This window comes from Candidatus Paceibacterota bacterium, assembly GCA_030583745.1.
Lineage (GTDB): Bacteria > Patescibacteriota > Minisyncoccia > Phycocordibacterales > BOKC01 > BOKC01.
Genome location: CP129473.1, coordinates 48,695 through 72,382 on the forward strand (window position 1 = coordinate 48,695; position 23,688 = coordinate 72,382).

19 protein-coding genes are annotated in these 23,688 nt (G+C 40.4%); 15 read left to right on the forward strand and 4 right to left on the reverse strand.

Features of this window, described 5'->3' with window-relative positions; translation table 11 throughout:
- Window positions 1-162 precede the first annotated feature (162 nt).
- Window positions 163-1,338 carry a hypothetical protein gene (locus QY304_00245; GenBank protein ID WKZ26522.1) on the forward strand — a complete coding sequence of 392 codons (1,176 nt, stop codon included), beginning with the start codon at window positions 163-165 and terminating at the stop codon, window positions 1,336-1,338.
- A gap of 13 nt (window positions 1,339-1,351) precedes the next feature.
- Here QY304_00245 and thrS read toward each other — a convergent pair whose 3' ends face one another.
- Window positions 1,352-3,151, reverse strand: coding sequence for a threonine--tRNA ligase (gene thrS / locus QY304_00250; GenBank protein WKZ26523.1), 1,800 nt, complete (start codon window positions 3,149-3,151; stop codon window positions 1,352-1,354).
- A 296-nt stretch (window positions 3,152-3,447) separates the two neighbouring features.
- Here thrS and QY304_00255 point away from each other — a divergent pair, with 296 nt between their 5' ends.
- Together QY304_00255 and QY304_00260 are read left to right on the forward strand one after the other, a co-directional pair.
- Window positions 3,448-3,600 (forward strand): hypothetical protein, encoded by a 153-nt coding sequence (locus tag QY304_00255; protein WKZ26524.1) that lies wholly within the window; start codon window positions 3,448-3,450, stop codon window positions 3,598-3,600.
- An 86-nt stretch (window positions 3,601-3,686) separates the two neighbouring features.
- The gene (locus QY304_00260; GenBank protein ID WKZ26525.1) at window positions 3,687-5,315 is read left to right on the forward strand and encodes a hypothetical protein; all 1,629 of its coding nucleotides are present in this window, start codon (window positions 3,687-3,689) and stop codon (window positions 5,313-5,315) included.
- Here the strand turns inward: QY304_00260 and dnaE are convergent.
- Window positions 5,312-8,530, reverse strand: coding sequence for a DNA polymerase III subunit alpha (gene dnaE / locus QY304_00265; GenBank protein ID WKZ26526.1), 3,219 nt, complete (start codon window positions 8,528-8,530; stop codon window positions 5,312-5,314). The genes QY304_00260 and dnaE overlap by 4 nt on opposite strands.
- 58 nt (window positions 8,531-8,588) lie before the next feature.
- Here dnaE and QY304_00270 point away from each other — a divergent pair, with 58 nt between their 5' ends.
- From QY304_00270 to QY304_00295, 6 genes are all read left to right on the forward strand, one after another.
- A complete protein-coding gene (locus QY304_00270; GenBank protein WKZ26527.1) occupies window positions 8,589-9,185 on the forward strand; it encodes a ribonuclease HII in 597 nt (198 codons plus the stop codon).
- A gap of 88 nt (window positions 9,186-9,273) precedes the next feature.
- The gene (locus QY304_00275; protein ID WKZ26528.1) at window positions 9,274-9,762 is read left to right on the forward strand and encodes a hypothetical protein; all 489 of its coding nucleotides are present in this window, start codon (window positions 9,274-9,276) and stop codon (window positions 9,760-9,762) included.
- Between the two features lie 95 nt (window positions 9,763-9,857).
- Complete coding sequence (rpmF, locus tag QY304_00280) at window positions 9,858-10,106, forward strand: 50S ribosomal protein L32 (GenBank protein WKZ26529.1); 249 nt, start codon at window positions 9,858-9,860, stop codon at window positions 10,104-10,106.
- A 77-nt stretch (window positions 10,107-10,183) separates the two neighbouring features.
- Window positions 10,184-11,080 carry a transcription antitermination factor NusB gene (gene nusB / locus QY304_00285; protein ID WKZ26530.1) on the forward strand — a complete coding sequence of 299 codons (897 nt, stop codon included), beginning with the start codon at window positions 10,184-10,186 and terminating at the stop codon, window positions 11,078-11,080.
- A gap of 17 nt (window positions 11,081-11,097) precedes the next feature.
- Window positions 11,098-11,784 (forward strand): ribonuclease III, encoded by a 687-nt coding sequence (gene rnc / locus QY304_00290; GenBank protein WKZ26531.1) that lies wholly within the window; start codon window positions 11,098-11,100, stop codon window positions 11,782-11,784.
- A gap of 15 nt (window positions 11,785-11,799) precedes the next feature.
- Complete coding sequence (locus QY304_00295; GenBank protein WKZ26532.1) at window positions 11,800-14,052, forward strand: AAA family ATPase; 2,253 nt, start codon at window positions 11,800-11,802, stop codon at window positions 14,050-14,052.
- A gap of 21 nt (window positions 14,053-14,073) precedes the next feature.
- Here the strand turns inward: QY304_00295 and rnr are convergent, their stop codons facing one another.
- Window positions 14,074-16,044: a ribonuclease R gene (gene rnr / locus QY304_00300; protein ID WKZ26533.1), complete on the reverse strand. Its 1,971-nt coding sequence runs from the start codon at window positions 16,042-16,044 to the stop codon at window positions 14,074-14,076.
- 59 nt (window positions 16,045-16,103) lie between these two features.
- Here rnr and rpsP point away from each other — a divergent pair, with 59 nt between their 5' ends.
- From rpsP to trmD, 3 genes are all read left to right on the forward strand, one after another.
- The gene (rpsP, locus tag QY304_00305; GenBank protein ID WKZ26534.1) at window positions 16,104-16,559 is read left to right on the forward strand and encodes a 30S ribosomal protein S16; all 456 of its coding nucleotides are present in this window, start codon (window positions 16,104-16,106) and stop codon (window positions 16,557-16,559) included.
- A 133-nt stretch (window positions 16,560-16,692) separates the two neighbouring features.
- A complete protein-coding gene (locus QY304_00310; protein WKZ26535.1) occupies window positions 16,693-17,013 on the forward strand; it encodes a KH domain-containing protein in 321 nt (106 codons plus the stop codon).
- Between the two features lie 113 nt (window positions 17,014-17,126).
- Complete coding sequence (trmD, locus tag QY304_00315) at window positions 17,127-17,807, forward strand: tRNA (guanosine(37)-N1)-methyltransferase TrmD (protein ID WKZ26536.1); 681 nt, start codon at window positions 17,127-17,129, stop codon at window positions 17,805-17,807.
- Between the two features lie 298 nt (window positions 17,808-18,105).
- On the opposite strand, the gene QY304_00320 is transcribed toward trmD, so the two are convergent.
- The gene (locus QY304_00320) at window positions 18,106-18,306 is read right to left on the reverse strand and encodes a hypothetical protein (GenBank protein ID WKZ26537.1); all 201 of its coding nucleotides are present in this window, start codon (window positions 18,304-18,306) and stop codon (window positions 18,106-18,108) included.
- Between the two features lie 30 nt (window positions 18,307-18,336).
- On the opposite strand from QY304_00320, the gene QY304_00325 reads away from it, so the two are divergent.
- From QY304_00325 to QY304_00335, 3 genes are all read left to right on the forward strand, one after another.
- Window positions 18,337-19,176 carry a YhjD/YihY/BrkB family envelope integrity protein gene (locus tag QY304_00325; GenBank protein ID WKZ26538.1) on the forward strand — a complete coding sequence of 280 codons (840 nt, stop codon included), beginning with the start codon at window positions 18,337-18,339 and terminating at the stop codon, window positions 19,174-19,176.
- Window positions 19,166-20,182 (forward strand): magnesium transporter, encoded by a 1,017-nt coding sequence (locus QY304_00330; protein ID WKZ26539.1) that lies wholly within the window; start codon window positions 19,166-19,168, stop codon window positions 20,180-20,182. The genes QY304_00325 and QY304_00330 overlap by 11 nt, the downstream gene beginning before the upstream one ends.
- A gap of 270 nt (window positions 20,183-20,452) precedes the next feature.
- Window positions 20,453-23,662, forward strand: a complete 3,210-nt coding sequence (locus tag QY304_00335; protein WKZ26540.1) for a DNA-directed RNA polymerase subunit beta — start codon at window positions 20,453-20,455, stop codon at window positions 23,660-23,662.
- Window positions 23,663-23,688 lie beyond the last annotated feature (26 nt).

Genomic DNA, 23,688 nt, shown 5'->3' on the forward strand with positions numbered 1-23,688 from the left:
AATTTTATTTCCCAAGTGAATTCTCGGGTTGAGTCGAATGTTTTGTGTGCGAATGTTTGGGCGTCAAAAGTGCTCGGATATTACCACTCAAAACATTGACTATTTTTTTCTTTTAGTGTATAATGGAAAGGTATGTTAAATACCGAGCGTTTTTTATTTTTTATGAATAAATTAAAGTTTAAAAAATCAATATCAATTATATTCTGTCTTTTCAGTATTTCCTTGCTTTTGGCTTCTTCTGAATCTCTGGCTGCCGGCCCGGCGCTTTCCGGAAGTTGTTTTACCAATCCGTCTTCAATCATTGTCGGACAGTCTGTAACATGGCTTGTTGATGTTGGTGGCGGAGACGGTCTTTATTCTTACAGCTATCTTTGGTCTGGTTCTGATAATCTAAATGGCCAAAATTCAAGTATGACCAAGGTATACAATACTCCGGGTATAAAAACCGCTACTGTCAGAATAAGATCCGGCAATCAGCAAATTTTTAGAAATTGCAGTGTGGTGGTGGAGACAGGGACTGTCTCTGTATCCGGCAATCTTGGCCTTAACGCTTCAAATCAGAGCGTGCAGGGTGCTAATGGCCATGTTTTAGGCGAATCGGCTATTGCGGACCCTTTTATTGCTGGCTGTGTAGCCAACAAGGATTCTGTTGAGATTGGAGAAAATATATTTTGGACCGCTTTGGTTCCTTCTGATTTTAAAGACAAAAGCTCTTATTCATGGAGTGGTTCAGATAATTTGTCTGGTCAGACCGAATCGGTTTCCATTTCTTACAAAACTATGGGAGTGAAGACTGCCACAGTTGTTGTCTCGTCCGGCGAAAAGCAAACCACTGCCAACTGTTCAATTGATGTAATAGGAAAAGGCGGTGTAATTCCGGTTGTTTCTGGCTCGGCTTCTGTTAATAATTTACCAGAAGTGGGAATTGTCCCTTTAAACTGGCGTATTCTTTCTTATCTTATTTTGATTATTGGAGGATTCGTACTTTTGTCTTTTGTTTTGGTTTTGAGAAAACAGCGGAATGCTGAAAGGCAGAAGATGTCTTTGGCGTATTCTGAAAGCATTAAACTTCCAGCACCTGAAGATAAAAATAAAAAAGAGATATCAGAGATAATTCAGTCCGAGGCCAGAGAAAGAAAGGTTCTGGTTTCCGCCGATGCACTTAATTTGCTAGTTGAAAAATCGGGAGGTGATTCTGATAAGGCAATCAAGTGTCTTGACTGTGTGGTTTCGGAAATGAAAGAGCCACCCTATTCAACTATTCCCGGCGAAGAAAGATTGCCGGTTGTCGACAAAGACGAGGTCGAAAAATGTTTTTTGAGAAACAAAGACCTTTAAATTATTTTTGATCTTAAGAGCTTTCTTTTTTAAGAAATTCCACAAGGGAAGCAATATTAAATACTCCCAAATTTCCTTCATCGCGACTCTCCAGCGTAATATTTTTTTCCGTGGTTTCTTTGTCACCCAGAACCAAAAAATAGGGAACTTTTTCCAACTTTGCTTGCCTGACTTTTTTTCCTAAATTTTCGTTACTCTCGTCGATCTCTATTCGGAGATTGTTTTGTTTTAACTCTTGGCCGATAGCGCGTGCGTACTCAAAATGTTTCTCACTGACCGGCAAAATTTTTAATTGAACCGGAGAAAGCCATAAAGGAAAAGCGCCGGCAAAGTGTTCTATTATGACAGACAGGAATCTTTCAAGTGAACCTGAAATCGCTCGGTGAATCATGACCGGAGTTTTTTTAGAGCCATCTTTATCGGTATATTCCAAACCAAAACGCTCGGGCATATTAAAATCAAGCTGGATGGTTGCTAGTTGCCACTCGCGACCAATTGCATCCTTAAATTTGAAATCAAGTTTTGGGCCGTAAAAAGCTGCTTCTCCTTTTTCTATCGAGTAAGGCAAATTCTCATTGTCGGCTATATTTTTCAAATTTGTCTCTGATTCTTGCCAGATTTTATCGTCCCCCAGATATCTTTCGGGATCCTTTGGATCTCGGGTTGAAAGTATTACGCGGTAGTTTCCGTCCTTCCACATTCCGAGTGAAGAATAAAATTCTTTGATAACTTCTATGACATTTTTTATCTCTGTAGGAATTTGCTCGGGAGCGCAGAAGATATGACCGTCATCTTGAGTGATTGATCTGACTCTCGAGAGACCTAGCAATTCTCCGGATTGCTCGTCTCTGTATACGGTGGTCGTTTCGACAAAACGCACCGGTAAATCTTTGTAGCTTCTCTGTTGGCTGGCGTAAATTTGGGTATGATGTGGGCAGTTCATCGGCTTCATTACGAAGTCGGACTCTCGACTTTTGACTTTGAACAACTCGTCACCAAATTTCTCCCAATGACCGGAGGTTTTATAAAGGTCTGGTTTGGTGATATGAGGAATCCAGACTTTTTGGAAGCCGAATTTTTCTTGAATAGAGGAGATTTTGTTTTCAATGGCGTCCCGCATGGCTCGTCCTTTTGGTGTAAAAAGCGGAAGTCCAGCCCCAACCAGATCAGAGAAAGTAAATAGATTAAGCTCTTTACCGATTTTCCTATGGTCTCTTTTTACTGCTTCTTCTCTTTGTTTTATAAATTCTTCAAGTTCTTTTTTAGAATTAAAAGCTAATCCGTAAATTCTAGTCAACATTTGATTTTTTTCGTTTCCACGCCAATAAGCACCGGCGATTCTATCTAATTTAAAAGTATTTGGGCCTATATCTTTTGACGGATTTTCAACATGTCCGCCGCGACATAAATCTAGGAAGTTAGGGTATAGGGTATAGGGGTTTAGGAGGTCTTTTATTTTCGGCAGCTGTTTTTTCTCTCCGGAGTAGTAAAGAGTAATCTGCTCATTGTTTTTCTCAATTTCGTCAATCAACTCGAGCTTATATTCATTACCCTGAAAGATTTTTCTGGCTTCGTCGGCTGAAACTTCAAATTTTTCAAAAGTCTGCCAATGAGGCAGAATTTTTTTCATCTCTTTTTCAATTTTCGGGAGATCTTTTTCTGAAATTGGGGTAGAGAATTCAAAATCATAATAAAATCCGTTTTCAATTGCTGGCCCCAAAGTCATTTTTGTATCGGGATAAAGATTTAAAACAACTGACGCTAAAAGGTGAGCCAGAGAGTGTCTTTTGTTTTCTAGATTTTCTTGCCCCATAAATTTAAAGAAATTCTATCATTTTTAACGAGTTTGTTAATATTTCATTGGTTGTGTATAAGACTGTTGCCGGTTTTTTGTTTGGGTGAGATAATTAACTTTTAGAGTACTATTTGAGGCGCTGTGTCTCAAGCTCACCGGGCTCAAACCAAAGAAAGGTTGGTGGCCGAGTGCAACTGCAACAGGGTGGAACAGTGGCGGCCATGGGGGTCAGGAAAGTAGGCCTGAAAAAGGGGGAAATAAGGGCACTCAGAAAGGCAAGAGACAAGCTGATCAAATTCTTGGAGGAGGGAGGAATGAACAATTGCCTGACTTTGCGCGATCGTGATCTGATCGGTCACGATTTGGCTCTTACGGCAATCAAAGATTACAGTCAGACTCTTGCTGAGAAAAGCAGGATTCCTACGGATACTCTGGCAAAGTTGTACCATCACTGGAAAGAGATCTAACGACCATCACCAAGGACAAGGTGAATCGCGGAGAGACAAACTCCGCGATTTTATGTTAAAATTTTAGATGAACCTGTATTTTACCGATGCCAAAAAAAAATAAAACATCCTTACTATTTTTCGTAGTAACTTCTTTTTTCCCCGTGGCAGTTTCCTCCCAACCCGAAACCTACACTTTAAACCTAGATACTTTCAATATCTTTCTGCTTCTCTCCGGACTTGTCGCCGTCCTGATGTTAATCGTGAATGCGATTGAGTATCTTTCAACCGGAGCTATTTCAAAACGTGGAGTCAACAGAAGAGAAAAAATCTCTCTCTACGGCTTTCTCATAATCGCCGTCTCTTCCTGGCTTATCCTCTTTGCCTCCGACCCAGACATCATCTCAAAGATAAACGATGAGTTTGATAGAATAACCACTCCTTCTGATGAACCCCTACCACCTTCTCTTCTCTCTATCCTTCTGCGTCGAGACCAGTATAGACAACCGACCACTCCCTTTCCAAGGACATATGATTCTCCCTCTCCTCCTGTTCCTCCTCTGGCTTTTAATCCACCCCCTCCACCTCCACCCCCTCCACCTCCACCACCACCTCCTCCACCACCAGGACCACCACCTCCTCCGCCACCCCCTCCACCTCCACCTCCGCCCCCTCCGCCACCACCACCTCCTCCGCCACCTCCTCCGCCACCACCTCCTCCGCCACCACCACCCTGCCCGTTTGGAAATGAGATAACTAATTACTCCACTTGTGATTACAGGTATATGCTTCAGGACCGATATAGTAATCGTGATTACAGTTATCTTGGGATGTCAAATACTGCTTGGAGCGTCAGTGGCAGATTTCTTTTAGCACGTAGAGATATATCCGGCCAAAAATCTGATGCCGAAATGATTGAGGAACTTTTAGCGCATTCAAAAGACGACGTTCGAAATGAATTTAATAAATATCTTACATCTGGACTTGGAAAAAATTTAAATAAAAGTCATTTTGTAATTTTGGATATTGAGGGAGTTTTAGGTGCTTCAGCGATTGGCACCCTTTCTGAATATCTAAATGACTCTGATTTGCAACAGCAGGCGATTCAGGCACTCAAAATGAGATTGGAAGTGGCAAGAGAATTTTTACCTAGCTCAAAAATATTTCTTTGGAGCACACCAAATCCACCACGTTTTGGGGATCCCAATCATCCAGGGTTTCAGAATCAGATGGCTGGACACCAACTTTTGAGTCAAGCTGGAGTCTATGATTTGGTTGATTATCTTTTACCGACGCCATACGTTCTTTTTTTACCGGATCACCCTGACTACATGACTTTCGAGGGTCGAACTAGAGAGGGAATTAGGGCGGCAAAGCAGATAAAAAGAAAGAATGGTAGTTCAATTCCGGTTGCTGTGGTTTTGGCAACCCATGCGGCTCATGGTTATAATGCCGTGGAACACTGGGTCGGCTCTCGTCAAATAGAAATTATTCACCAAGAAGGTGGGGTTTCTTCCATCATGTATTGGCTTGGCGGAGTTGACGACCAATACGGATTTAATCAGAAGCAGTGGTTTGAGAGTGTTAAGCCGGTGCCAGCCGGATGTTTCTGCACCAGTGCCGGCATGTTTGATGAAAATAAGCGTCGTACCTACTTAGCTGAAGTAAAGTCTTTTTTCTCCGGGATTACGGATAGTCTTAGAAATTTTTTCTCAAAGCTTTTTCTCGGCTTCTAATTTTCTACACCCTCTTTCTCACCTTCACGGTTTATAGTCTTTATTTTTTCAACCACAATACTTTTTTCTCCATTTCGGTCTGAAAGACGACCCTTTAGAGCGATGCAGTTTTCTGGTCTTATTATATCTTTATAATTCTGAAAAACTTTTGGGAAGACCACCGCTTCAATGCTGCCGGTCAGATCAGAAAGTTTAATAAAAACCATTAAATCTCCAGATTTTGTCGCGATTTGTTTTACTTCTTCTATTATACCTCCGGCAATAACCGTTAGTCCGTTCAACTGATTTTCTTTTAAAATTTTTATTTTACTAAAGTATTTTTCTTTAACTTCTGGAGTAAAATTTTCCAGAGGATGACCGGAAACGTAAAGTCCTAAAAGCTCTTTTTCCCATCCAAGTTTTTCAAATTCACTTGCCGGGTCTTTTTGTTCAAGGCGTAGGGCGGAAAAACTTGAATTTTTAGCTAGTCCGAAAAGAGAGCTTTGATTAGAATTTTGGTCGGCGATTTTTTCTTTGTGAAAAGCCAACAAATTGTCTAAGTTTTGAAGCATTTGTCCTCTTTCACCAAAATCATCAAGCGCCCCACACTTTATCAGTGCTTCAAGTGATTTCTTATTTAAATTTTTATCTTTAATTCTCTCTAAAAAGTCCGCTAAGTCTTTAAATTTGCCACCTCGATCCCTTTCTTGAATTATTGCTTCAGAAATTCCCGCCCCGAAATTCTTTATTGTCATCAATCCGAATCTTATCTTGTCTTTTTCGTCAGCTTTTTCTTTGATGACTGTAAAGACGCTGAAACTTTCGTTTATACTTGGAGGTAAAACGGAAATCCCCATTCTTTTGCATTCAGATACCGCTTCCGCAACTTTTTCAGTGTCGCCGGAATCAGCTGTTAAAACCGCCGACATATAAATCACTGGAAAATTGGCTTTCATGTAAGCGGTTTGATAAGCAACTCTTCCATAACTTGCTGCGTGGGCTTTATTAAAACCATAAGCGGCGAAAGGCTCAATCAATTTCCAAAGCACCTCGGCTCTTTTTTCGGTCATTCCGTTTTTTTTCAATCCCTCAATCAGTTTTTCTTTTTGGGCTTCCATTTCTTCCGGAATTTTTTTACCCATGGCTTTGCGCAATTTGTCGGCTTCAAGCCAAGAATAGCCGGCTAGTTTAATGGCAATCATCATGACGTCGTCTTGATAAGTGATAACGCCGTAGGATTCGGATAGAATTTCCTTCATTCTTGGATCAAGATAGGCGATTGTATGAGGTTCTCTTTTTCTTTCAATATAAGTTGGGATTGATTCAATCGGTCCGGGGCGATAAAGGGCGACCATGGCGTTTATGTCGTGGATTGCTGTCGGTTTCAAATCCTTCAGGTATTTAGTCATCCCCGAACCGTTTAATTGGAACAGTCCTGAAGTTTCGCCCCGTGAGAGCATCTCAAAAGTTTTTTTATCATTTAGCGGTATGTTTTCAATCTCAACTTTTTTATTTTCAAGTTTTTCAACCAGTTTGACCGAGTCAGCCAAGATCGAGAGATTTTTAATTCCTAAAAAATCAAATTTTAAAAGTCCGGCGTCTTCGACGGAATGCATGTCATATTGAGTTATAACTTTACCCTCGCCTTTTGGATCGTATTGAAGTGGCACAAAATTGGTCAAAGGTGTCGGTGAAATGACAACTCCGGCGGCATGGACGGAAATGTGGCGAGCGCAACCTTCGATTTTTTTAGCCATGTCCATTATCTCTTTAACATCTTTTTCTTCCTTATAGATTGACTGAAGTTCCGGAATTTGACTCAAAGCTTTGTCAATTGTCATCGGAAAACCTTGAGCTCCGAATGGGATGAGCTTGGCGATTCTGTCTCCCACGCTATATGGAAAATTTAAAGCCCTAGCAACGTCTCTGACCGCGGCTCTAGCCATCATCGTTCCGAAAGTTCCAATTTGAGCCACCTGATTCTCGCCGTATTTTTGTTTTGCGTAAGCAATAACTTCGTCTCGGCGACTGTCGGCAAAATCCATGTCAATGTCGGGTGCCGACGGCCTTTCCGGATTCAAAAATCTTTCAAACGGCAATTTGTATTCAATTGGATTGACAGTGGTGATAAAAGTCAGATATGAGACCATTGAACCGGCGGCCGAGCCACGGGTAGTGCTGAAAATGTTATTTTTTCTAGCAAATTTCAGAAGGTCGGCAACTACCAAAAAATATGGCGCGTACCCTTTCTTTTTTATTATCTCAAGTTCGTATTCAATTCGATTTTTAATTTCGTCCGTCTCTTTCAGGTTTCGCTCTTTTAATCCCTCATAGACCAAGTTCTTTAATTCAATGTCATGAGTTAAGTTATTTTCGGTTTTGTAATTTGGAAAAACCCATTTGCCGAGTTCAAGCTCGAGATTACATTTCTCGGCAATTGCAAGGGTGTTTTCCAGAGCATTAGGGAAATCTTTGAAGTATTCTTCAGCTTGTTTTTCAGAAATGAAAGAGAAATCTTCTTCTTCGTTAAAACTGCCGGAAAAATTTTCAGAATTTGTCTGAATTGAGAGCATTGTCTTTCTGGCCATTTTGTCTTCCGGCTTTAAATAAAAAACTTCTTGACCGGCGACCATTGGTGTCTGACTTTGTTCCGAAAGTTTTTTTAGAGCCAGCATTTTTTCTTGGTGTCCGGGGATTTCCGGATGATGGGTTATCTCTAAGTAAAAGTTTTCTTGTCCGAATATTTTTTTGTGCCAGCTGATTATCTCTTCAGTTTTTTCAAAGTCGCTGTAGGCCAGAGCTTGGGAAATCTCGCTACTCAAAGCCGGAGAAATACAGACCAAATTTTGCCCGTATTTTTCCAAGAGTTCTTTGTCAACTCGCGGTTTGTAATAAAAACCTTCTAAATGAGAAAGGGTAACTAGCTTAATAAGATTTAAATAACCCTCGTAATTTTTAGCCAGAAGCAGGAGACGGGTTCTTTTGTTGTCTATGCCGGCTTGTTTGTCATTTCGAGAACGGAGGGCGACATAAAAATCAACACCAACAATCGGCTTTATGTTTTCTTTCTTGCACTCTTTATAAAACTCAATAGCGCCGTAAAGATTACCGTTGTCGGTTAAAGCTAAAGCTCTCATATTTTCCGCCTTGGCGGAAGCTACCAGTTCTTTAATTTTCGGCAGAGCCGAAAGCAGGGAGTAGTGGGAATGAGTATGGAGATGGATAAACTTTCTCATGTTTAATCGGTATTTTAGCACAAACTTATTTATAGTCTGGCTGTTATAATTATTATTAATGATTAAATATCTGATTGGCATTGACGAAGTGGGGAGGGGACCTTTGGCCGGACCTTTGGTGGTTTGCGCTTTTTGTGTCGAGAGGAGTAAAAGCGTTTTACCAAAACAGGTGAAAGATTCAAAAAAGATGAGCGCGAAACAAAGAGAAAATTGTGTGACCGAAATTAAAAAGTTAAAAAATCTTGGCCGTGCCGATTTTTCTTTTGCCTCCACCAATAATTCCACCATTGATAAAATCGGACTTGCAAAAGCTGTTGAGTTGGCAGTCAGGCGGGCGATTTGTCGGCTAAAAATAAAACCATCGGAATGCCGAGTTCTTTTAGACGGGGGATTAAAAGCGCCGGAAGAATTTGTTTTTCAAAAAACCATCATAAAAGGCGACGAGAAAATAAAAGTTATTAGTTGCGCTTCGGTTTTGGCCAAAGTCCGGCGGGACAAGTTGATGGAAAGAATGGCAAGAATTTATCCGAAATACGGTTTTGAAAGCCACAAGGGCTACGGTACTAAACTTCATTTTTCAAAAATAAAAAAGCACGGATTAACCCCCATTCATCGCAGAAGTTTCTTGGGTCTGAAATCGGCGTTTGATTCATAATGTTTTTTTGTTATTCTTAATTCAGATGTTCTAATTGATTCCGTGTGGATTGAACCGGAACATTAAGCCAAAGGAGGAAATAATACAGATGCAAACGCAGATGCAGAGGATAATTGCCGCTACCTGTTTCCAGATCAGAGACGGACGTTCTGGAAAACCGGAAGTTCAACTTCTTGTCAGAAGAGGGGGGACCTCGGCGGGTGGCCCATCAACTTACTCTTTTCTGTGTGCCGAATTTGTCCAAGAGAAAACTATCAGAGTGACTGATTTCTCGCCGTTGGCCAAGGAGATTTTGTCCAATGCGGGCATTATAATCCCCAAGAGGTCGAAGCATCCGCCGGTTTTTATCTCAGGCTGGCATTCCTGTCCTTTCCTCGGGGTTCATCGCTATTTGATCTTCCTGTTTTTGCGTTGGTCTGTGCCACAGAAAGGTCTGTTGAATGGCAATCTCTGGGTGCCGGCTTCTGAATTGGCCAATTGCCAACCTTTCCAAGAAGTTTTGCAATACATTGCCAAGATCGATCCGCAATCGTGCGAAATACTTCGCCCGCTTCTCTGCGAAAGGGAAGAGAGATAGTGACCTCCAAGACCCCGAAGCCGGCAGGCAGGGGTCTTTTCATACTTGTTTTTTCCTTTTCATTGCTTTATACTCTCGGTTATATGGTAGTAAGAATGAGACATACAAGGGGGCATACCCGAAACCGTCGGTCGCACCATGCCCTGAAAATAGTCAAGAGGGGTCTTTGCCCGGATTGCAATTCACCAAAAGAAAGCCACAAAGCATGCCTTAATTGCGGTAAATATAAAGGACGACAAGTCTTGAATGTTTTGGCTAAGGTTGAGAAAAAAGAGAAAAAAGAGAAGAAGAAACGGATAGAGCAGGGCAAGAAAGAAAAAGACAATACTGAAAAAGATTCTTAATCCTTAGCTTCGATAATTCAAAGCGCCTTCTTATTATTGGATGGTATTGAGGATAAAAGATTTAAGATCGTTAATTTATGTCTAATCGGCACCTTTTCAGATCAATTGTTCTTCAAACGCTATTTGAAATAGATTTCAGAAAAGCTGATTCTTCAGAGGGGTTGAAGATATTTAAAAGAAATATTGAAGAATTCGCGGCTGAATCAAATGACAATGAATTCCTGAACAATCTTTATAATGGAGTTCTAGAAAAGAGGGAGAAATTGGACGAGATAATTTCCAAAGCGGCTCCTGATTGGCCTCTTGATAAAATATCAGTCGTTGACAGAAACATCTTACGTCTTGGGCTTTACGAGCTTTTATTTTCCGACCGCGACCAAGTGCCTCCTAAGGTTGCGATTAACGAAGCGATTGAGTTGGCTAAATCATTCGGTGGGGAAAACAGCGGGAAGTTTGTTAACGGAGTTCTTGGTACTGTCTATAAAGAGCTTGGCGAGCCGGGGAAAGATGAAGATTCAAATTATGCAAAGAGTAAGGATAGTAAGAATTTGCCAAAAGAAATACTGGTAGGCGCGGTTGTTTACGCTAAAGACAATGAACAAGTCTATCTTGCCTTGGTGCACGACGTCTTTGGTCATTGGACTCTGTCAAAAGGCAAAGTAAAAGATGGTGAAGATCCTGTCGAGGGTGTGAAAAGAAAAGCGAAGGAAGAAGTCGGTTTGGATGTTGTAGTAGAAAAAGAGCTCGGTTCAAACGAATACGTGGCTCATGATCCGGAAAGAGGCAGAGTTAAGAAGCAGGTGAAATATTTTTTGGCTAGGTCTGATTTTGGCGATATAAAACTGGGAGAAAGTGGCGGACTTGATGATGCTAAATGGTTTAAGCTTAAAGATATTTTGGAACTCAATTTTTATGATGACGTAATGCCGATTGTGATAAAAGCAGTTAAAATTTTAGCTGAGAATCAATCCTAATTGAATGATTTTGGAATATGGATTTTTTAGAGTTTGAAAAAAAAGCCGGAATAAATTTCAAAAATAAGGAACTTTTGAAGCAGGCCTTTACCCATCGTTCTTATCTTAATGAAGTCCGGAATTTCAAAATCCAACACAATGAAAGGTTGGAGTTTTTGGGTGATGCGGTTTTGGAGCTTGCCGTAACCGAGTATCTGTTTAACCGATTTCCGGAAAAAACCGAAGGTGAATTGACAAGTTATCGTGCAGCACTCGTTAACGCTCTGACTTGCGCCAGAGTTGCAATTGAACTTGGTGTGAATAATTTTCTCCTACTTTCAAAAGGTGAAGCAAAGGATGTTGGTCGGGCCAGGCAATATATTTTGGCAAATACTCTGGAAGCGATAATCGGCGCTATTTACCTTGACCAAGGTTATGAATTCGCCAAAAAATTTATTTTAGAACATGTAACTCCTTTGACCGATGAAATTTTGCAGACAAAGTCATGGATTGATGCCAAGAGTCGATTTCAAGAGAGAGCGCAGGAGATAACCGGCACCACTCCGTCTTATAAGGTAATAAAAGAAGTCGGTCCGGATCACGACAAACATTTTACATCGGCGGTTTTCCTTGGCGAAGAAAAGATTGCGGAGGGCCAAGGTGTTTCAAAGCAGGAGGCCGAACAAGAGGCGGCGGCCTCGGCTTTAGAAGAGAAGGGTTGGTAATTTTTTGTTTTTAGCATGCGCTTAAAATCCATAGAACTTTCAGGTTTTAAATCTTTTGCCAAAAAAAGCCAGCTGGAATTCGGCAGCCCGGTAACGGCTATTGTCGGACCAAACGGTAGTGGTAAATCAAACATTACCGAATCATTTCGGTTTGTTTTGGGCGAGCAATCAATGAAATCTTTGCGATCTAAGAAGGGTGAGGATTTGATTTGGAACGGTTCCCAAGAGTTGCCGAGGGGAAATAAGGCCTCTGCCAAAATTATTCTGGATAACCGCAAGCGCTTAATGAACATAGATTTCGACGAAGTTGTGGTAGAGAGAGTTGTTTTCAGGGATGGCGTCAATCAGTATTTTTTGAATGACAGCCAGGTCAGGTTGAAAGACATTTTGGAGGTTCTGGCCCCGACAAATATCGGTCCTTCTGGACACCACATAATTTCGCAGGGCGAAGCCGATAAAATTTTGAATACCAATAGCCGCGAGCGTCGGGAGATGATTGAAGATGCTTTGGGTCTCCGGCTTTATCAGTACCGGAAACAAGAAAGTCGAAGAAAATTGGAAAAGACTGAAGAGAATTTAAAACAGGTTGAGCTTTTGAGAAAGGAAATTTCGCCTCACATTAAGTTTTTAAGAAGGCAATACGAAAAGTTGCAAAAGACCAAAGAATTAAGAAATGACCTTTTGCAGAAATATCTAGAATTTTTTTCTTTGGAAAGTGTTTATTTGGCCCAAAAGAAAAAAGAAGTTGAAAATCTGAAAGAAAAACCGGAGGAGCGCCTGATCTCTTTGAGGTTGGAATTGCAAAAGGTTGCTTCGTCTTTAAAGAATTTCTCGCAAGACGAGAAAAGCGAGAAACTCCTTCAATTAGAGTCGGAATTGAGACGGTTTCGTCAAGAAAAGGAGGAATTATCTAGAAAACTCGGCATGATTGAGGGTCAAGAAATTTCTCTTAGACGGATTTTGGATAGTCAAAAAACATCCGGAGATAATTTGCCTATTGCTATTGATAGGGCGAAAATTGAAGTATTGAGAGAAGAGCTAAAAGAACACTGGGAGGTGGTTGAAAATAGTAGTGACCTTGGTTTGATAAAATCTCTTTTCAAAAAAATTTTTGAGTCAATCTCAAATATTTTGACAAAAGAAAATTATGTCGGCGACACTGCTTCTGAACACTTGGAATTGATAAAAAAACTTGAAAATGAAAGGGGGGAATTGGAAGAGAAGCAACAAAAAACCGGAATTGAAGAAAAAGAACTTACAGAATCATTCAAGTCTTTGCAAAGTGAAATTGAAAAAGAGAAGGATGTTAATCGAGATTTGGAAAAAAATATTTTTCGCTTGAGAGCCGAAGAGAGTGAAATTTTGGCCGGCATTGCCCATTTTAACGATGTTTTAAGAAATATAAACTCGGCGGAAGAAGATTTTGAAAGAGAGTTAAAAGAGGCAAGAGTGCTTTCCGGGGAATCGGTTATGGCTTATGAGAAGTTTTCTGTAAACCTAACGCCGGACTATGAATCAGTTCTCCGTCCGTCTTTAAAAAAAGAGATCGAGAAGATGAAGATTCGACTGGAAGACGCAGGTGGGATTGGCGAAGAGGTGGAACGTGAGTATCGGGAAATTGCTGAACGAGACGCTTTCTTAGAAAAAGAATTGTTTGATTTGCAAAAATCTAGCGAATCTTTAAAACAGCTCATTAAAGATTTGGAATCCCAGCTTGATCAGAATTTTAAAGTTGGTATTGAAAATATAAACAAGCATTTTCAAGAACTTTTTTCTTCTATGTTTTCCGGTGGCACTGCTCGTCTGTCGGTTGTCAAAGATGAGAAAAAGAGGAAAAGGTTGGACGAAGATTTACAATTAGACCAGATAGAATCAGAAATTCCGTCTTTGGGGGACGAGGAAGAAGAGATTGAAGAGGGACTTGATATCAAAGTTAATTTGCCGAGGAAGAAAATCCGTGGATTGGAGATGTTGTCTGGTGGGGAGCGAGCTCTGACTTCAATCGCTCTGATTTTTGCCCTATCCCAGGTCAACCCGCCGCCATTTTTGGTTTTGGACGAGACTGATGCGGCACTTGATGAAGCGAATTCAAAACGCTACGGCGACATGATAGAATCGCTCTCCAAACATTCCCAATTAATTTTAGTTACTCACAACCGAGAGACAATGTCGCGGGCCGGGGTGATCTATGGCGTGACAATGGGCAAAGATGGATATTCAAAAGTTTTGTCCGTAGTTTTTGACGAAGCCGTGGCGGTTGCTAAATAGTCTTGTTTTTATATTGCGGGATTAAATTGGTTCGTAATCAATTTGTTTTGAGTCAAGGTCAACTCGTTTGATCTTGAATTTTATTTTGTCAGCCAACTGGAATTTTCTTTTGGTTTTTTGTCCGATCAGAGCGTATTGTTTTTCGTCAAGTTGGTAAAAATCGTCTCCAATGTCACGTAGCTTTATCATTCCTTCAGAGCGAGTGTTTTTTTCCTCAACGTAGATACCCCATTCGGTAATGCCGGAAATTATTCCTTCGAAGTTTTCTCCGATTCTTTGCGCCATATATTCAACTTGCTTAAACTTTATTGATTCTCTTTCCGCTTCAGTCACTTGTATTTCTTTTTCTGACAATTCTTCCGACAGCCGGCGGTATTTTTCAAAATCAACACTATCAATTTTTCCAGCGAGACACTTATCAAGAAAACGGTGGACCAATAAATCCGGATATCTTCTGATTGGTGAAGTAAAGTGGGTGTAATATTGAAATGCTAGTCCGAAATGACCAATATTTTTGACCGAATAGACTGCCTTGGCCATAGCCCTAACAGCTGCAGTTTTTATTAAAGATTCTTCCGCCCGACCCTCAATTTTTGCAAAAAGAGCATTCAGGTCTTTTGAAGAAACTCCCGTTCGATCGTTAAAAGGAAGCGAGTAGCCGAGGGCTCTTAGGAAAATAGACAAGCTTTTTATTTTTTCTCTGTTTGGCAAGTCATGAATTCTAAAGATAAAGCCGTTGTCTCCGCTTTTTGATTTGGCTTTGCGATGGACAAATTCCGCCACTTCTCGGTTGGCAAGTAGCATCATTTCTTCAACAAGTTTATTGGTGTCCATTCGTGGTTTTTTGAATACTCTTATCGGCCGTCCGTTTTTGTCGAGTTCAAACTTTATTTCATCAGTATCAAAATCTATGGCCCCCATTTTGAACCTTTCTTTTTTCAGGGTTTTTGCGAGGTTGTTTAAAATATTAAGTTCTTTAAAAAAAATTCCATTTCTATCATCCAATATCTTCTGTGCTTCTTCATAAGTGAATCTTTTTTGGGAAGAAATTATCGTGCGTCCGAAGAATCTATCTAAAACTTTTCCGCTTTCTGAAATCTTAAAAATCGCTGAAAAAGCCAGCTTATTTTCGTTCGGATTTAAGCTACAAAGGTTGTTTGAAAGGACTTCCGGCAACATCGGGATTGTCCGGTCGACAAGATAGATTGAGAACCCCCTTTTCTTAGATTCCGTGTCCAACGATGATCCTTCTGTAACGTAATAAGATACATCTGCGATATGGATTCCGATCTCATAGATTACCCCTTTGAACTTTGGATCTTTGATTTCGCGGAGTGATATTGCGTCGTCAAAGTCCTTGGCATCAACCGGGTCAATTGTGAAAGTCGGTATTCCCCGAATATCTTTTCTTTTGCGCACCTCGTCTTCAAAATTGATCTTTGCCACTTCAGCAACTTTTCTTGCCTCTTCCTCAACTGCTTCGGAAAAGGATGACTCAAAACCTTTGTTGAATATTATTGATTGGATTTCAGCTTCATGCTCGCCCTTTGGACCAAAAACTTTGACGATTTTGCCTTCCGGGTTCTTTTTTTGGTTTCCCCAGTTCGTAATTTTCACCAAAACCTTTTGCCCGGTCAGTTTTTTGAGTTGGGGATTTGGGGGAATAATTATATCTCGGTACATTCTTCTGTCATCAGCTTTTAGAAAAAAGATTTCTCCGTCTTTTTCAACGACTCCAGTGAATTGTTCTTTGGCCCTTTCTAATATCTTTATAACTTCGCCTTTCTGCCTGTCATTTTTTTTGGGCGGGTGGATGGATATTAATACTTTGTCGTTGTCTAACGCCCCCTTTAAGAAATAAGATTCGATTTCAATATCGTCTCTAATACCTTCTTTTGCCACATATCCAACTCCGCGGGAATTGACCTTGATTATTCCGGAGAGAACACTCTCTCTTTCTTTCCCCCTATTCTTTCCTTGTTTTTTTTGCATGAATTGAGTTTATCTCAAATTTGACCAAAAAACCAATCTTTGCTAGGATATTTTTCACTATGTTGAAGATTAGATTACAGAGGGTTGGCAGAAAACACGAGCCGGTTTTTCGGTTGGTTCTGACTGATTCAAAAAATGGTCCAAAGAGCGGAAAATTTTTAGAAATTTTGGGAAACTACGATTCACGTCGAGGTGAAGATTTCAAATTTGACGGCGATAGAATAAAATATTGGATTTCCAAGGGTGCCCAAACCTCCGGCACTGTCCACAATCTTTTGATTTCAAAGAGCTTGTTTGAAGGTAAAAAAATAAATGTCTTGCCAAAGAAAAAGCCAATAAAGAAAGATCAGCCAGAAGCCCAAAGCACTTCTTCAGTAAGCGAATCTCCAGATAAAAAGGAATCCGAGTCTCCGGTCCAAAACAGCGAACCCTCACCGACCCCTGATGAGAATTCAGAACAAGAAACAAGTTCTCCGGAAAAAACCGAAGAAACTGCAAGCGCCCCGTCTGCCTGATTTTCCTAATCAAATTCTTAGAAATCAGCTGTTGACAAGGATTGTCGTCAGTGTATTATCTTTTTAGTGCAGAAAGAGCCATAGTCGGGATTCTCTTGCACATTAATAGGGGTTAATTTATAGAAACCTAGTTATGGAAAGTGACGCAGTTTTTTTAGAACATGTCGTAAAGTCTTTGGTCGATAATCCTCAAGATGTAAAAATTAACAGAACTGTTGACGAAATGGGTGTTTTGATAACTTTGGATGTTAATCCCGCCGATATGGGAAAGATCATCGGTCGGGACGGTAACACCGCTAAAGCTATCAGAACTCTTTTGCGTGTTGTCGGTATGAAAAATAACGCCAGAGTCAATCTGAAAATTAACGAACCAGAAGGGGGTCAGAGAAGAGAAAGACCCGCAGAGAATAGAGAGAAGAGCGTAGATGAATCACTAAATGACCTTAAAATTTAGCCACTAGCCAATAGGGTCTAGGGTTTAGGTAAAAGTAAATACCGCGCATTGCGCGGTATTTACTTTTTTAGATTTTGATTCTACCCTATACTCCATACCCTAAACCCTAATTTATGACTTTCCACGTAATTACAATTTTTCCAAACAGCATTAACTCCTACGTAGAAACTTCGGTTCTTCGCAAGGCGCAAGAACAGAAAAAAGTTAAGTTGCTTTTTTACACCCCAAGGGATTTTACAAAGGACAAACACCGACAAGTTGATGATAAACCATATGGTGGCGGAGCCGGTATGGTAATGAAAGCTGAACCGATTCTCAAAACAATTGATTCTATTCTTAAGAAAGTTAAGAAAAATGAAAGTTATAAAATTGTTATTTTGTCGGCAAAAGGTAAGCAGTTTGACCAAAAGTTAGCTCTAAATTATTCAAAAAAATATGACCATCTTATTCTGATCGCCGGTCGGTATGAAGGTATTGACGAAAGAGTGCGCTTGGCTTTAAAAGCCCAAGAAATCTCTATTGGCCCATATGTCTTAACCGACGGCGAACTGCCGGCTGCGGTTTTGATTTCAACCATAACCCGTCTTATTCCCGGAGTCATTAAATTTGAATCTCTAATAGAAGAATCTTTTTTTAATAAAACAAAAAAAGGTGAAGAAAAGACTCTAGAATACCCGCACTATACCCGACCAGAGGTTTTGGTTTATAAAGGCAAAAAATATCAAACTCCAAAAGTTCTTCTCTCCGGCGATCATAAAAAAATCAATAAATGGAGGGAGGAGAAGAAAAGGTGAAACCTTGACTTTTTAGACTGTTGTGATACTTTGAAAACAGAAAGGGGGTGAAGCGTGGCCTACAACAAAGCCCGTTTTCGCCGAGATGTCAGAAGAGGTTGGGGCGTGTTCTGGCTTAGTGCCAAGAAATTTATCAAAGATGAGTGGCAAAACAGCTTCAACCCGTTTAAGTGTTTGCGGTCATGTTTTACGATGGTGGCTAAACTTGGCTTCCTGTTAGTCTTCAAGCTACCTTTCTTCTGCCTTCGACTCGCTCTAAGAGTTTAGCTTGCCCCGGTCTTGCCCGGGGCGGTTTTTTTTACTGGCTTTTTATCTGTTTCAACCAAAGTCGTAGGATGTAAAAGCCGCCGACTAAGAAAACAATAAGAAAGAAGATAACCCAATTTTCAAAAAAGCTTGCGAAGCGTGCGCCGATTAAAATACCAAGCGAAATCATCGCCGTTTCGTAAATCCCCGCTTGCCACCATTTCAATTCCAAATTGTGTAGAAACTTAAACATTTTATTTTTTGATGTTATACAATTAAGTTTGTGACCTCTTACTTTAAGTTTATCAAAAAAATCAGTCAAGAAGCAAGGCGGGTGGAAATTCCAAGGCATGCCGCGGCTTTGGCCTTTTACGCCATCTATGCACTAGCGCCGATAATAATTATATTCGTTTCTCTTAGTGGCTTTATCGTGGGCCAAGGATTGGTTGAAGATCAGATTGTTGGTTATTTTGAATTGAGGACCGGTGGTAAAGCTGTTCCTTTTGTAGAGGATTTTTTGAACGGTCTAAAAGAGTCTAGGGCCCACTTTCTTTTTTCAGCTGTCGGATTGCTCATTCTTTTTTACGGCTTGTCTCATTTTTTCAACACTTTGAAAAAGGCGTTTTTTGATATTTTCGGAATCCACTTTGGGCCAGTTAGGGGTGTCAACCAGACTCTGTTCAATATTTTAAAATCGGTGTATTACTCGGTTTTTTTGGCCGGTTTCATAATTCTGTTGACCTTTCTAAATATTGTTATACCTCTTTTTACACGCTCCGCTTTTAGCTCCCTAAATTCGTCGATTGCCAGTTCGCCGTTTTTGATTTTTTTTGTGGTTTTTGTCCTTATGGTTTTTTCTTTAGCTTTCATGTACAAGGTTGTATCAGTCGGACGTGTGAATTGGCGCGATTCATTTTTTGGCGGATTTCTCGGCGCACTTCTTTTTTCTGTATTAAACATTCTTTTGTCTTTATACTTCAGTTTGTTTTATTCGGCCCATGCTATATATGGCGCCTCGTCTTCACTTATTGCCTTTTTGCTCTGGATTTACAGTGTCAGCCAGATTTTACTTTTCGGTGCTCTAGGATCCCTGCTTTCCAAAGAATTTAGAAATGACCAATAATCAAGAAAATCAAAATCCAAAAAATATCAGAAGTTTTCCGACAGACAGCGTCGGTAGGATTTTGACCGACAAAGTGCCGACAGCGTTAAGGGATTCAACTGTTGGGCAGATAGAAGACCTCTTGTTGAAGGGCGTGAGAGGTTTTGACAATATCAACTATATTTACATTTTAGATAACAAAAATTCTCTTGTCGGGGTTATCTCAATCAAAGAGGTTTTTCGTTTACCCAAGAGCGCCAAGATTTCATCGGTAATGATCTCAAATCTGGTCTCGGTTCGGCCTAGTACAGACCAAGAAAGAGCGGCGATGCTTGCTGTAAAACATAATATTAAAAATATCCCAGTTGTTGATAAAAACGGCGCATTTTTAGGCGTGGTTACTTCCGATGTCATTTTTGATGTTCTACATCAAGAAGGGATTGAAGATGTTTTGCGTTCTGAAGGTATATTAAAAAATTATTCGGTTAGCGGTTTTCTTGCGACCAAAACTTCTGATCACTTCAAGAAGCGTCTACCATGGCTTTTGGTCGGACTTTTAGGCGGTATGTTCGCAGCTTTTGTTGTCGGTTTCTTCGAGCAGACCCTTTCACAGATTATTTTGCTCGCAGCTTTTATTCCGGCAGTAGTTTATATGGCGGACGCTGTCGGTTCCCAAACTCAAACTCTTTTTGTCAGAACACTTTCTTTGCCTGACAAAGTTAAAATAAAAAGCTATTTAAAAAAGGAATCGACCATAAGTTTTTTACTTGCCGTATTTCTTGGCCTCATTGCTTTTATTTTAGTTTTTTGGTGGTGGCGTGATTTTCGAATATCTTTAATTATTGGATTTTCTTTTGTTTTGACGATTTTTATCGCCGCTTTATCCGGAATATTTTTTCCATGGCTGTTTTTCAGATTAAAGCTTGACCCGGCAATTGCTTCTGGACCACTCTCAACTGTTGTTAGGGATATTTTTAGCATCCTCGTTTATTTCTTGGTTGCCTACACCGTTACTGGTATTTTTTAAGCTGAATAATACTAAGTTGGAAGGGTTGATGTCAGCCAGTAGAAGAAGAAAAATATTTTATTTAGTAAAGTAAGTTATCCACAGTTTCGCTTGACAAACAAAATTTGATCCCTATACTTGTCTAGTTGACAAGATTGAGTTGATGATGACTATCTGGATACTTTAAAGGGCTTATAAATTAAGTGCTTAAAAAGCTTAATTAAATTCTTTTTATAAGTATTTTTAAAAACCTTTATATAGCAAGGTTAAGTCTTGCTTTTGTTGATTTTTATGACTTCAAATCAAATAGTTATCAAGAAAGAACAGCTGAAGAAAAAATATTTTAGTCGCTATAAGGACCCAATCGCCCCCCTCTCTTATTTAGTCGAACCACAAATCAAATCTTTTGAGTGGTTTTTGAAAGATGGCTTAAAAGAAGTTTTTTCGGAATTCTCCAAAATCAAAGATTTTACTGAAAAGAAATTCCAATTTGATTTCTTGGGTTTTGAAATCGGTGAACCAAAATTTGATGAATACTTTGCTAAGGAAAACAAACTAACTTACGAAGCGCCACTTAAGGTTAAGGTCAGATTAAATAATCTTGGCTTGAAAACTGAAAAAGAGCAGGAGATTTTTATGGCTGATATGCCACTTATGACGAATCACGGCACTTTCATTGTAAACGGTATAGAGAGAGTCGTTGTTCCACAACTTGCCAGAGCTTTTGGGGTACTCTTCAATTCACAATATATTCGTGGACATAGGTATTTTGGGGCCAAAATCATTCCTTCACGAGGGGCTTGGATTGAAATTGAAACTGATCAAGACGGGGTTATATATGCCAGAATTGATAGGAAAAGAAAATTCGCCATCACCTCTCTTTTTAGAGTTCTTGGCGCCTCTACCGATAAAGAGATTCTTGCTCTTTTTAAAGATAAAAAAGAAGCAAAAGAGCATATCGAAAAAACTTTGGCCAAAGATCCGGCTAAAAGTTTAGAGCAGTCTGTTATTGAGATTCACAGACGTCTTAGGGATGGCGATATGGCGACAGTTGATAACGCCAAAGATTTTTTGAATTCTATTTTCGGCGAAGAAAGATACGACCTCTCAAAGGTCGGGCGATACATGTTTAATAAAAGATTTGGGTTAGGGTCTTCTGTCAGTGATTTGAAAAAGAAAGTTATAAGTTTGTCTGATTTGACAGTCATCATTAATCACATTGCCGAATTAAACAATAACCCAGACGCTAAAGAAGACGATGTTGACCATCTAGGTTCAAGGCGCGTTAGATATGTCGGAGAATTGTTCCAACAGAAAATCCGAATCGGACTGGCACAGATAAAAAGGAATATTCAAAACCGAATGTCCACCATTGATAGCGAAACCGTCTTGCCGGTAAATTTCATTTCTCCTAAGCCCTTGCAGGCTAGGATTAAGGAATTTTTTGCTACAAATCAGCTCTCGCAGTTTATGCAACAAGAGAACGTTCTGTCTGAAATAGAACATCTTAGAACTCTCTCGGCTCTTGGCCCAGGAGGTCTCAATCGCGCTCGCGCCGGTTTTGAAGTCCGCGATGTCCATCCTACCCATTACGGCCGACTCTGCCCGATCCATACTCCTGAAGGTCAAAACATCGGATTAATCTTGCGTTTGGCGCTTTATGCCAGAGTTAATGAATTTGGAATAATTGAGACGCCGTATGTCAAAGTCAAAGATGGAAAAATTTTAGGCCAGATTGACTATATGGATGCCCACGAAGAAGAAAAATACAAAATTGCCCACGCTGCAACCCCCTATGATGAAAGTGGTCGTTTAATACCTGACCATGTCGATGTTAGGGTAAAAGGTGTGCCGGGACTTGTCGAAAGAAATGACGTTGATTATATCGATGTTTCAGCCACTCAAGCTTTTTCTGTTGCCACCTCGATGATTCCTTTTTTAAATCATGATGATGCTAACCGCGCGCTCATGGGTTCAAACATGCAGAAACAAGCGACCCCTTGCGTTATTCCTGAAGCGCCACTTGTCGCAACCGGCATTGAAGAGGCCGCGGCTTTAGACACTGGACGACTTGTAGTTTCGAGCGAAGAAGGAGAGGTTTCCTATGTCGATGGCCGACTAATAAAAATAAAAAACAAGAAAGGTAAGACAGATGAATATCGTTTGGTCAATTTTTCAAGAACTAACGGCTTTACCGCTTTTCATCAGCGACCGATAGTTGAAGTTGGGCAAAAAGTCAAAAGAGGTGAAATTTTGGCTGACACCTCATCGTCTGAAAATGGCCAAATTGCTTTGGGCCAAAATGTTCTAGTCGCTTTCATGTCTTGGTCCGGGGCCAATTATGAAGACGCGAATATTGTTAACGAAAGGTTGGTAAAGAACAGCAAATTTACAAGTATTCATATTGAAGAATTTGTCGTCAATGTCCGAGACACAAAGCTCGGGCCGGAAGTTACGACCTGCGATATTCCTAATGTCGGAGAAACCAAACTTAGAAATTTGGCAGAAGATGGAATTATTCGGGTGGGGGCCGAAGTTCGCTCGGGCGATATATTGGTCGGCAAGATTACTCCAAAAGGTGAGACCCAACTGACTCCTGAAGAGCGTCTGCTTCGCTCTCTTTTCGGTGAAAAGGCCAGAGATGTAAAAGATACCTCAAAGAGAATGGAAGTCGGAAAAAGAGGCAGGGTAGTAAAGGTCCAGGTTTTTTCTAGGGAAAATGGTGACAAACTCGAATCAGGAATTATAAAAAGAATTCATATCGAGGTTGCTCAATTGAGAAATGTTTCTGTGGGTGACAAGCTTGCCGGAAGGCACGGCAATAAGGGTGTAATTTCTAGAATTCTACCAGAGGAAGATATGCCTTACACCAAAGACGGTCAGCCGGTCGATATTATTTTGACCCCTCTTGGCGTACCTTCTAGAATGAATTTGGGGCAAATTTTGGAAATGCATTTGGGTCTAGCCGCTAACACTTTGAATTATCAAGCCATTGTGCCACCATTTTTCGGCGCGACTGGGGAAGAAATAAAAGACGAGCTTGAAAGAGCTGGATTTCCAAGGTCGGGCAAAATGATTCTTCACGACGGCCGAACAGGAGAAGCTTTTAATCAGCCGATTGCTGTTGGCTATATGTATATTCTAAAACTTCACCATATGGTTGAAGATAAAATCCACATGCGTTCGATTGGCCCTTACTCGCTTATTACCCAACAACCGCTTGGTGGTAAAGCCCAAGGTGGCGGACAAAGATTTGGCGAGATGGAAGTCTGGGCGCTTCTTGGTTACGGTTCCGCACATACCTTGCGGGAAATGTTGACGATTAAATCTGACGATATCATTGGAAGAAGTGCGGCTTTTGACGCGATTGTTAGGGGTGAGAAAATAAGGGAACTTAACACTCCTGCGTCTTTTAATGTCTTGCTAAGTAATTTACGCGGTCTAGCTTTAGACGTTGAACTTAGAAAAAAAGATGAAAAAAGAAGGGGTGCGGAGAAATAGATTTTTCGTTTTAACAATATTTTCTT

Excerpts from the sequence above, each read along its gene's own strand:
- QY304_00295 (WKZ26532.1), top strand. The coding sequence starts at position 11,800 with ATGCGCTTAAAATCCATAGAACTTTCAGGTTTTAAATCTTTTGCCAAA.
- QY304_00255 (WKZ26524.1), top strand. The coding sequence starts at position 3,448 with ATGAACAATTGCCTGACTTTGCGCGATCGTGATCTGATCGGTCACGAT.
- trmD (WKZ26536.1), top strand. The coding sequence starts at position 17,127 with ATGACTTTCCACGTAATTACAATTTTTCCAAACAGCATTAACTCCTAC.
- nusB (WKZ26530.1), top strand. The coding sequence starts at position 10,184 with ATGTCTAATCGGCACCTTTTCAGATCAATTGTTCTTCAAACGCTATTT.
- QY304_00260 (WKZ26525.1), top strand. The coding sequence starts at position 3,687 with ATGCCAAAAAAAAATAAAACATCCTTACTATTTTTCGTAGTAACTTCT.
- QY304_00335 (WKZ26540.1), top strand. The coding sequence starts at position 20,453 with ATGACTTCAAATCAAATAGTTATCAAGAAAGAACAGCTGAAGAAAAAA.
- rnc (WKZ26531.1), top strand. The coding sequence starts at position 11,098 with ATGGATTTTTTAGAGTTTGAAAAAAAAGCCGGAATAAATTTCAAAAAT.
- rpsP (WKZ26534.1), top strand. The coding sequence starts at position 16,104 with ATGTTGAAGATTAGATTACAGAGGGTTGGCAGAAAACACGAGCCGGTT.
- QY304_00270 (WKZ26527.1), top strand. The coding sequence starts at position 8,589 with ATGATTAAATATCTGATTGGCATTGACGAAGTGGGGAGGGGACCTTTG.
- thrS (WKZ26523.1), bottom strand. The coding sequence starts at position 3,151 with ATGGGGCAAGAAAATCTAGAAAACAAAAGACACTCTCTGGCTCACCTT.
- QY304_00310 (WKZ26535.1), top strand. The coding sequence starts at position 16,693 with ATGGAAAGTGACGCAGTTTTTTTAGAACATGTCGTAAAGTCTTTGGTC.
- dnaE (WKZ26526.1), bottom strand. The coding sequence starts at position 8,530 with ATGAGAAAGTTTATCCATCTCCATACTCATTCCCACTACTCCCTGCTT.
- rpmF (WKZ26529.1), top strand. The coding sequence starts at position 9,858 with ATGAGACATACAAGGGGGCATACCCGAAACCGTCGGTCGCACCATGCC.
- QY304_00330 (WKZ26539.1), top strand. The coding sequence starts at position 19,166 with ATGACCAATAATCAAGAAAATCAAAATCCAAAAAATATCAGAAGTTTT.
- QY304_00320 (WKZ26537.1), bottom strand. The coding sequence starts at position 18,306 with ATGTTTAAGTTTCTACACAATTTGGAATTGAAATGGTGGCAAGCGGGG.
- rnr (WKZ26533.1), bottom strand. The coding sequence starts at position 16,044 with ATGCAAAAAAAACAAGGAAAGAATAGGGGGAAAGAAAGAGAGAGTGTT.
- QY304_00275 (WKZ26528.1), top strand. The coding sequence starts at position 9,274 with ATGCAAACGCAGATGCAGAGGATAATTGCCGCTACCTGTTTCCAGATC.
- QY304_00245 (WKZ26522.1), top strand. The coding sequence starts at position 163 with ATGAATAAATTAAAGTTTAAAAAATCAATATCAATTATATTCTGTCTT.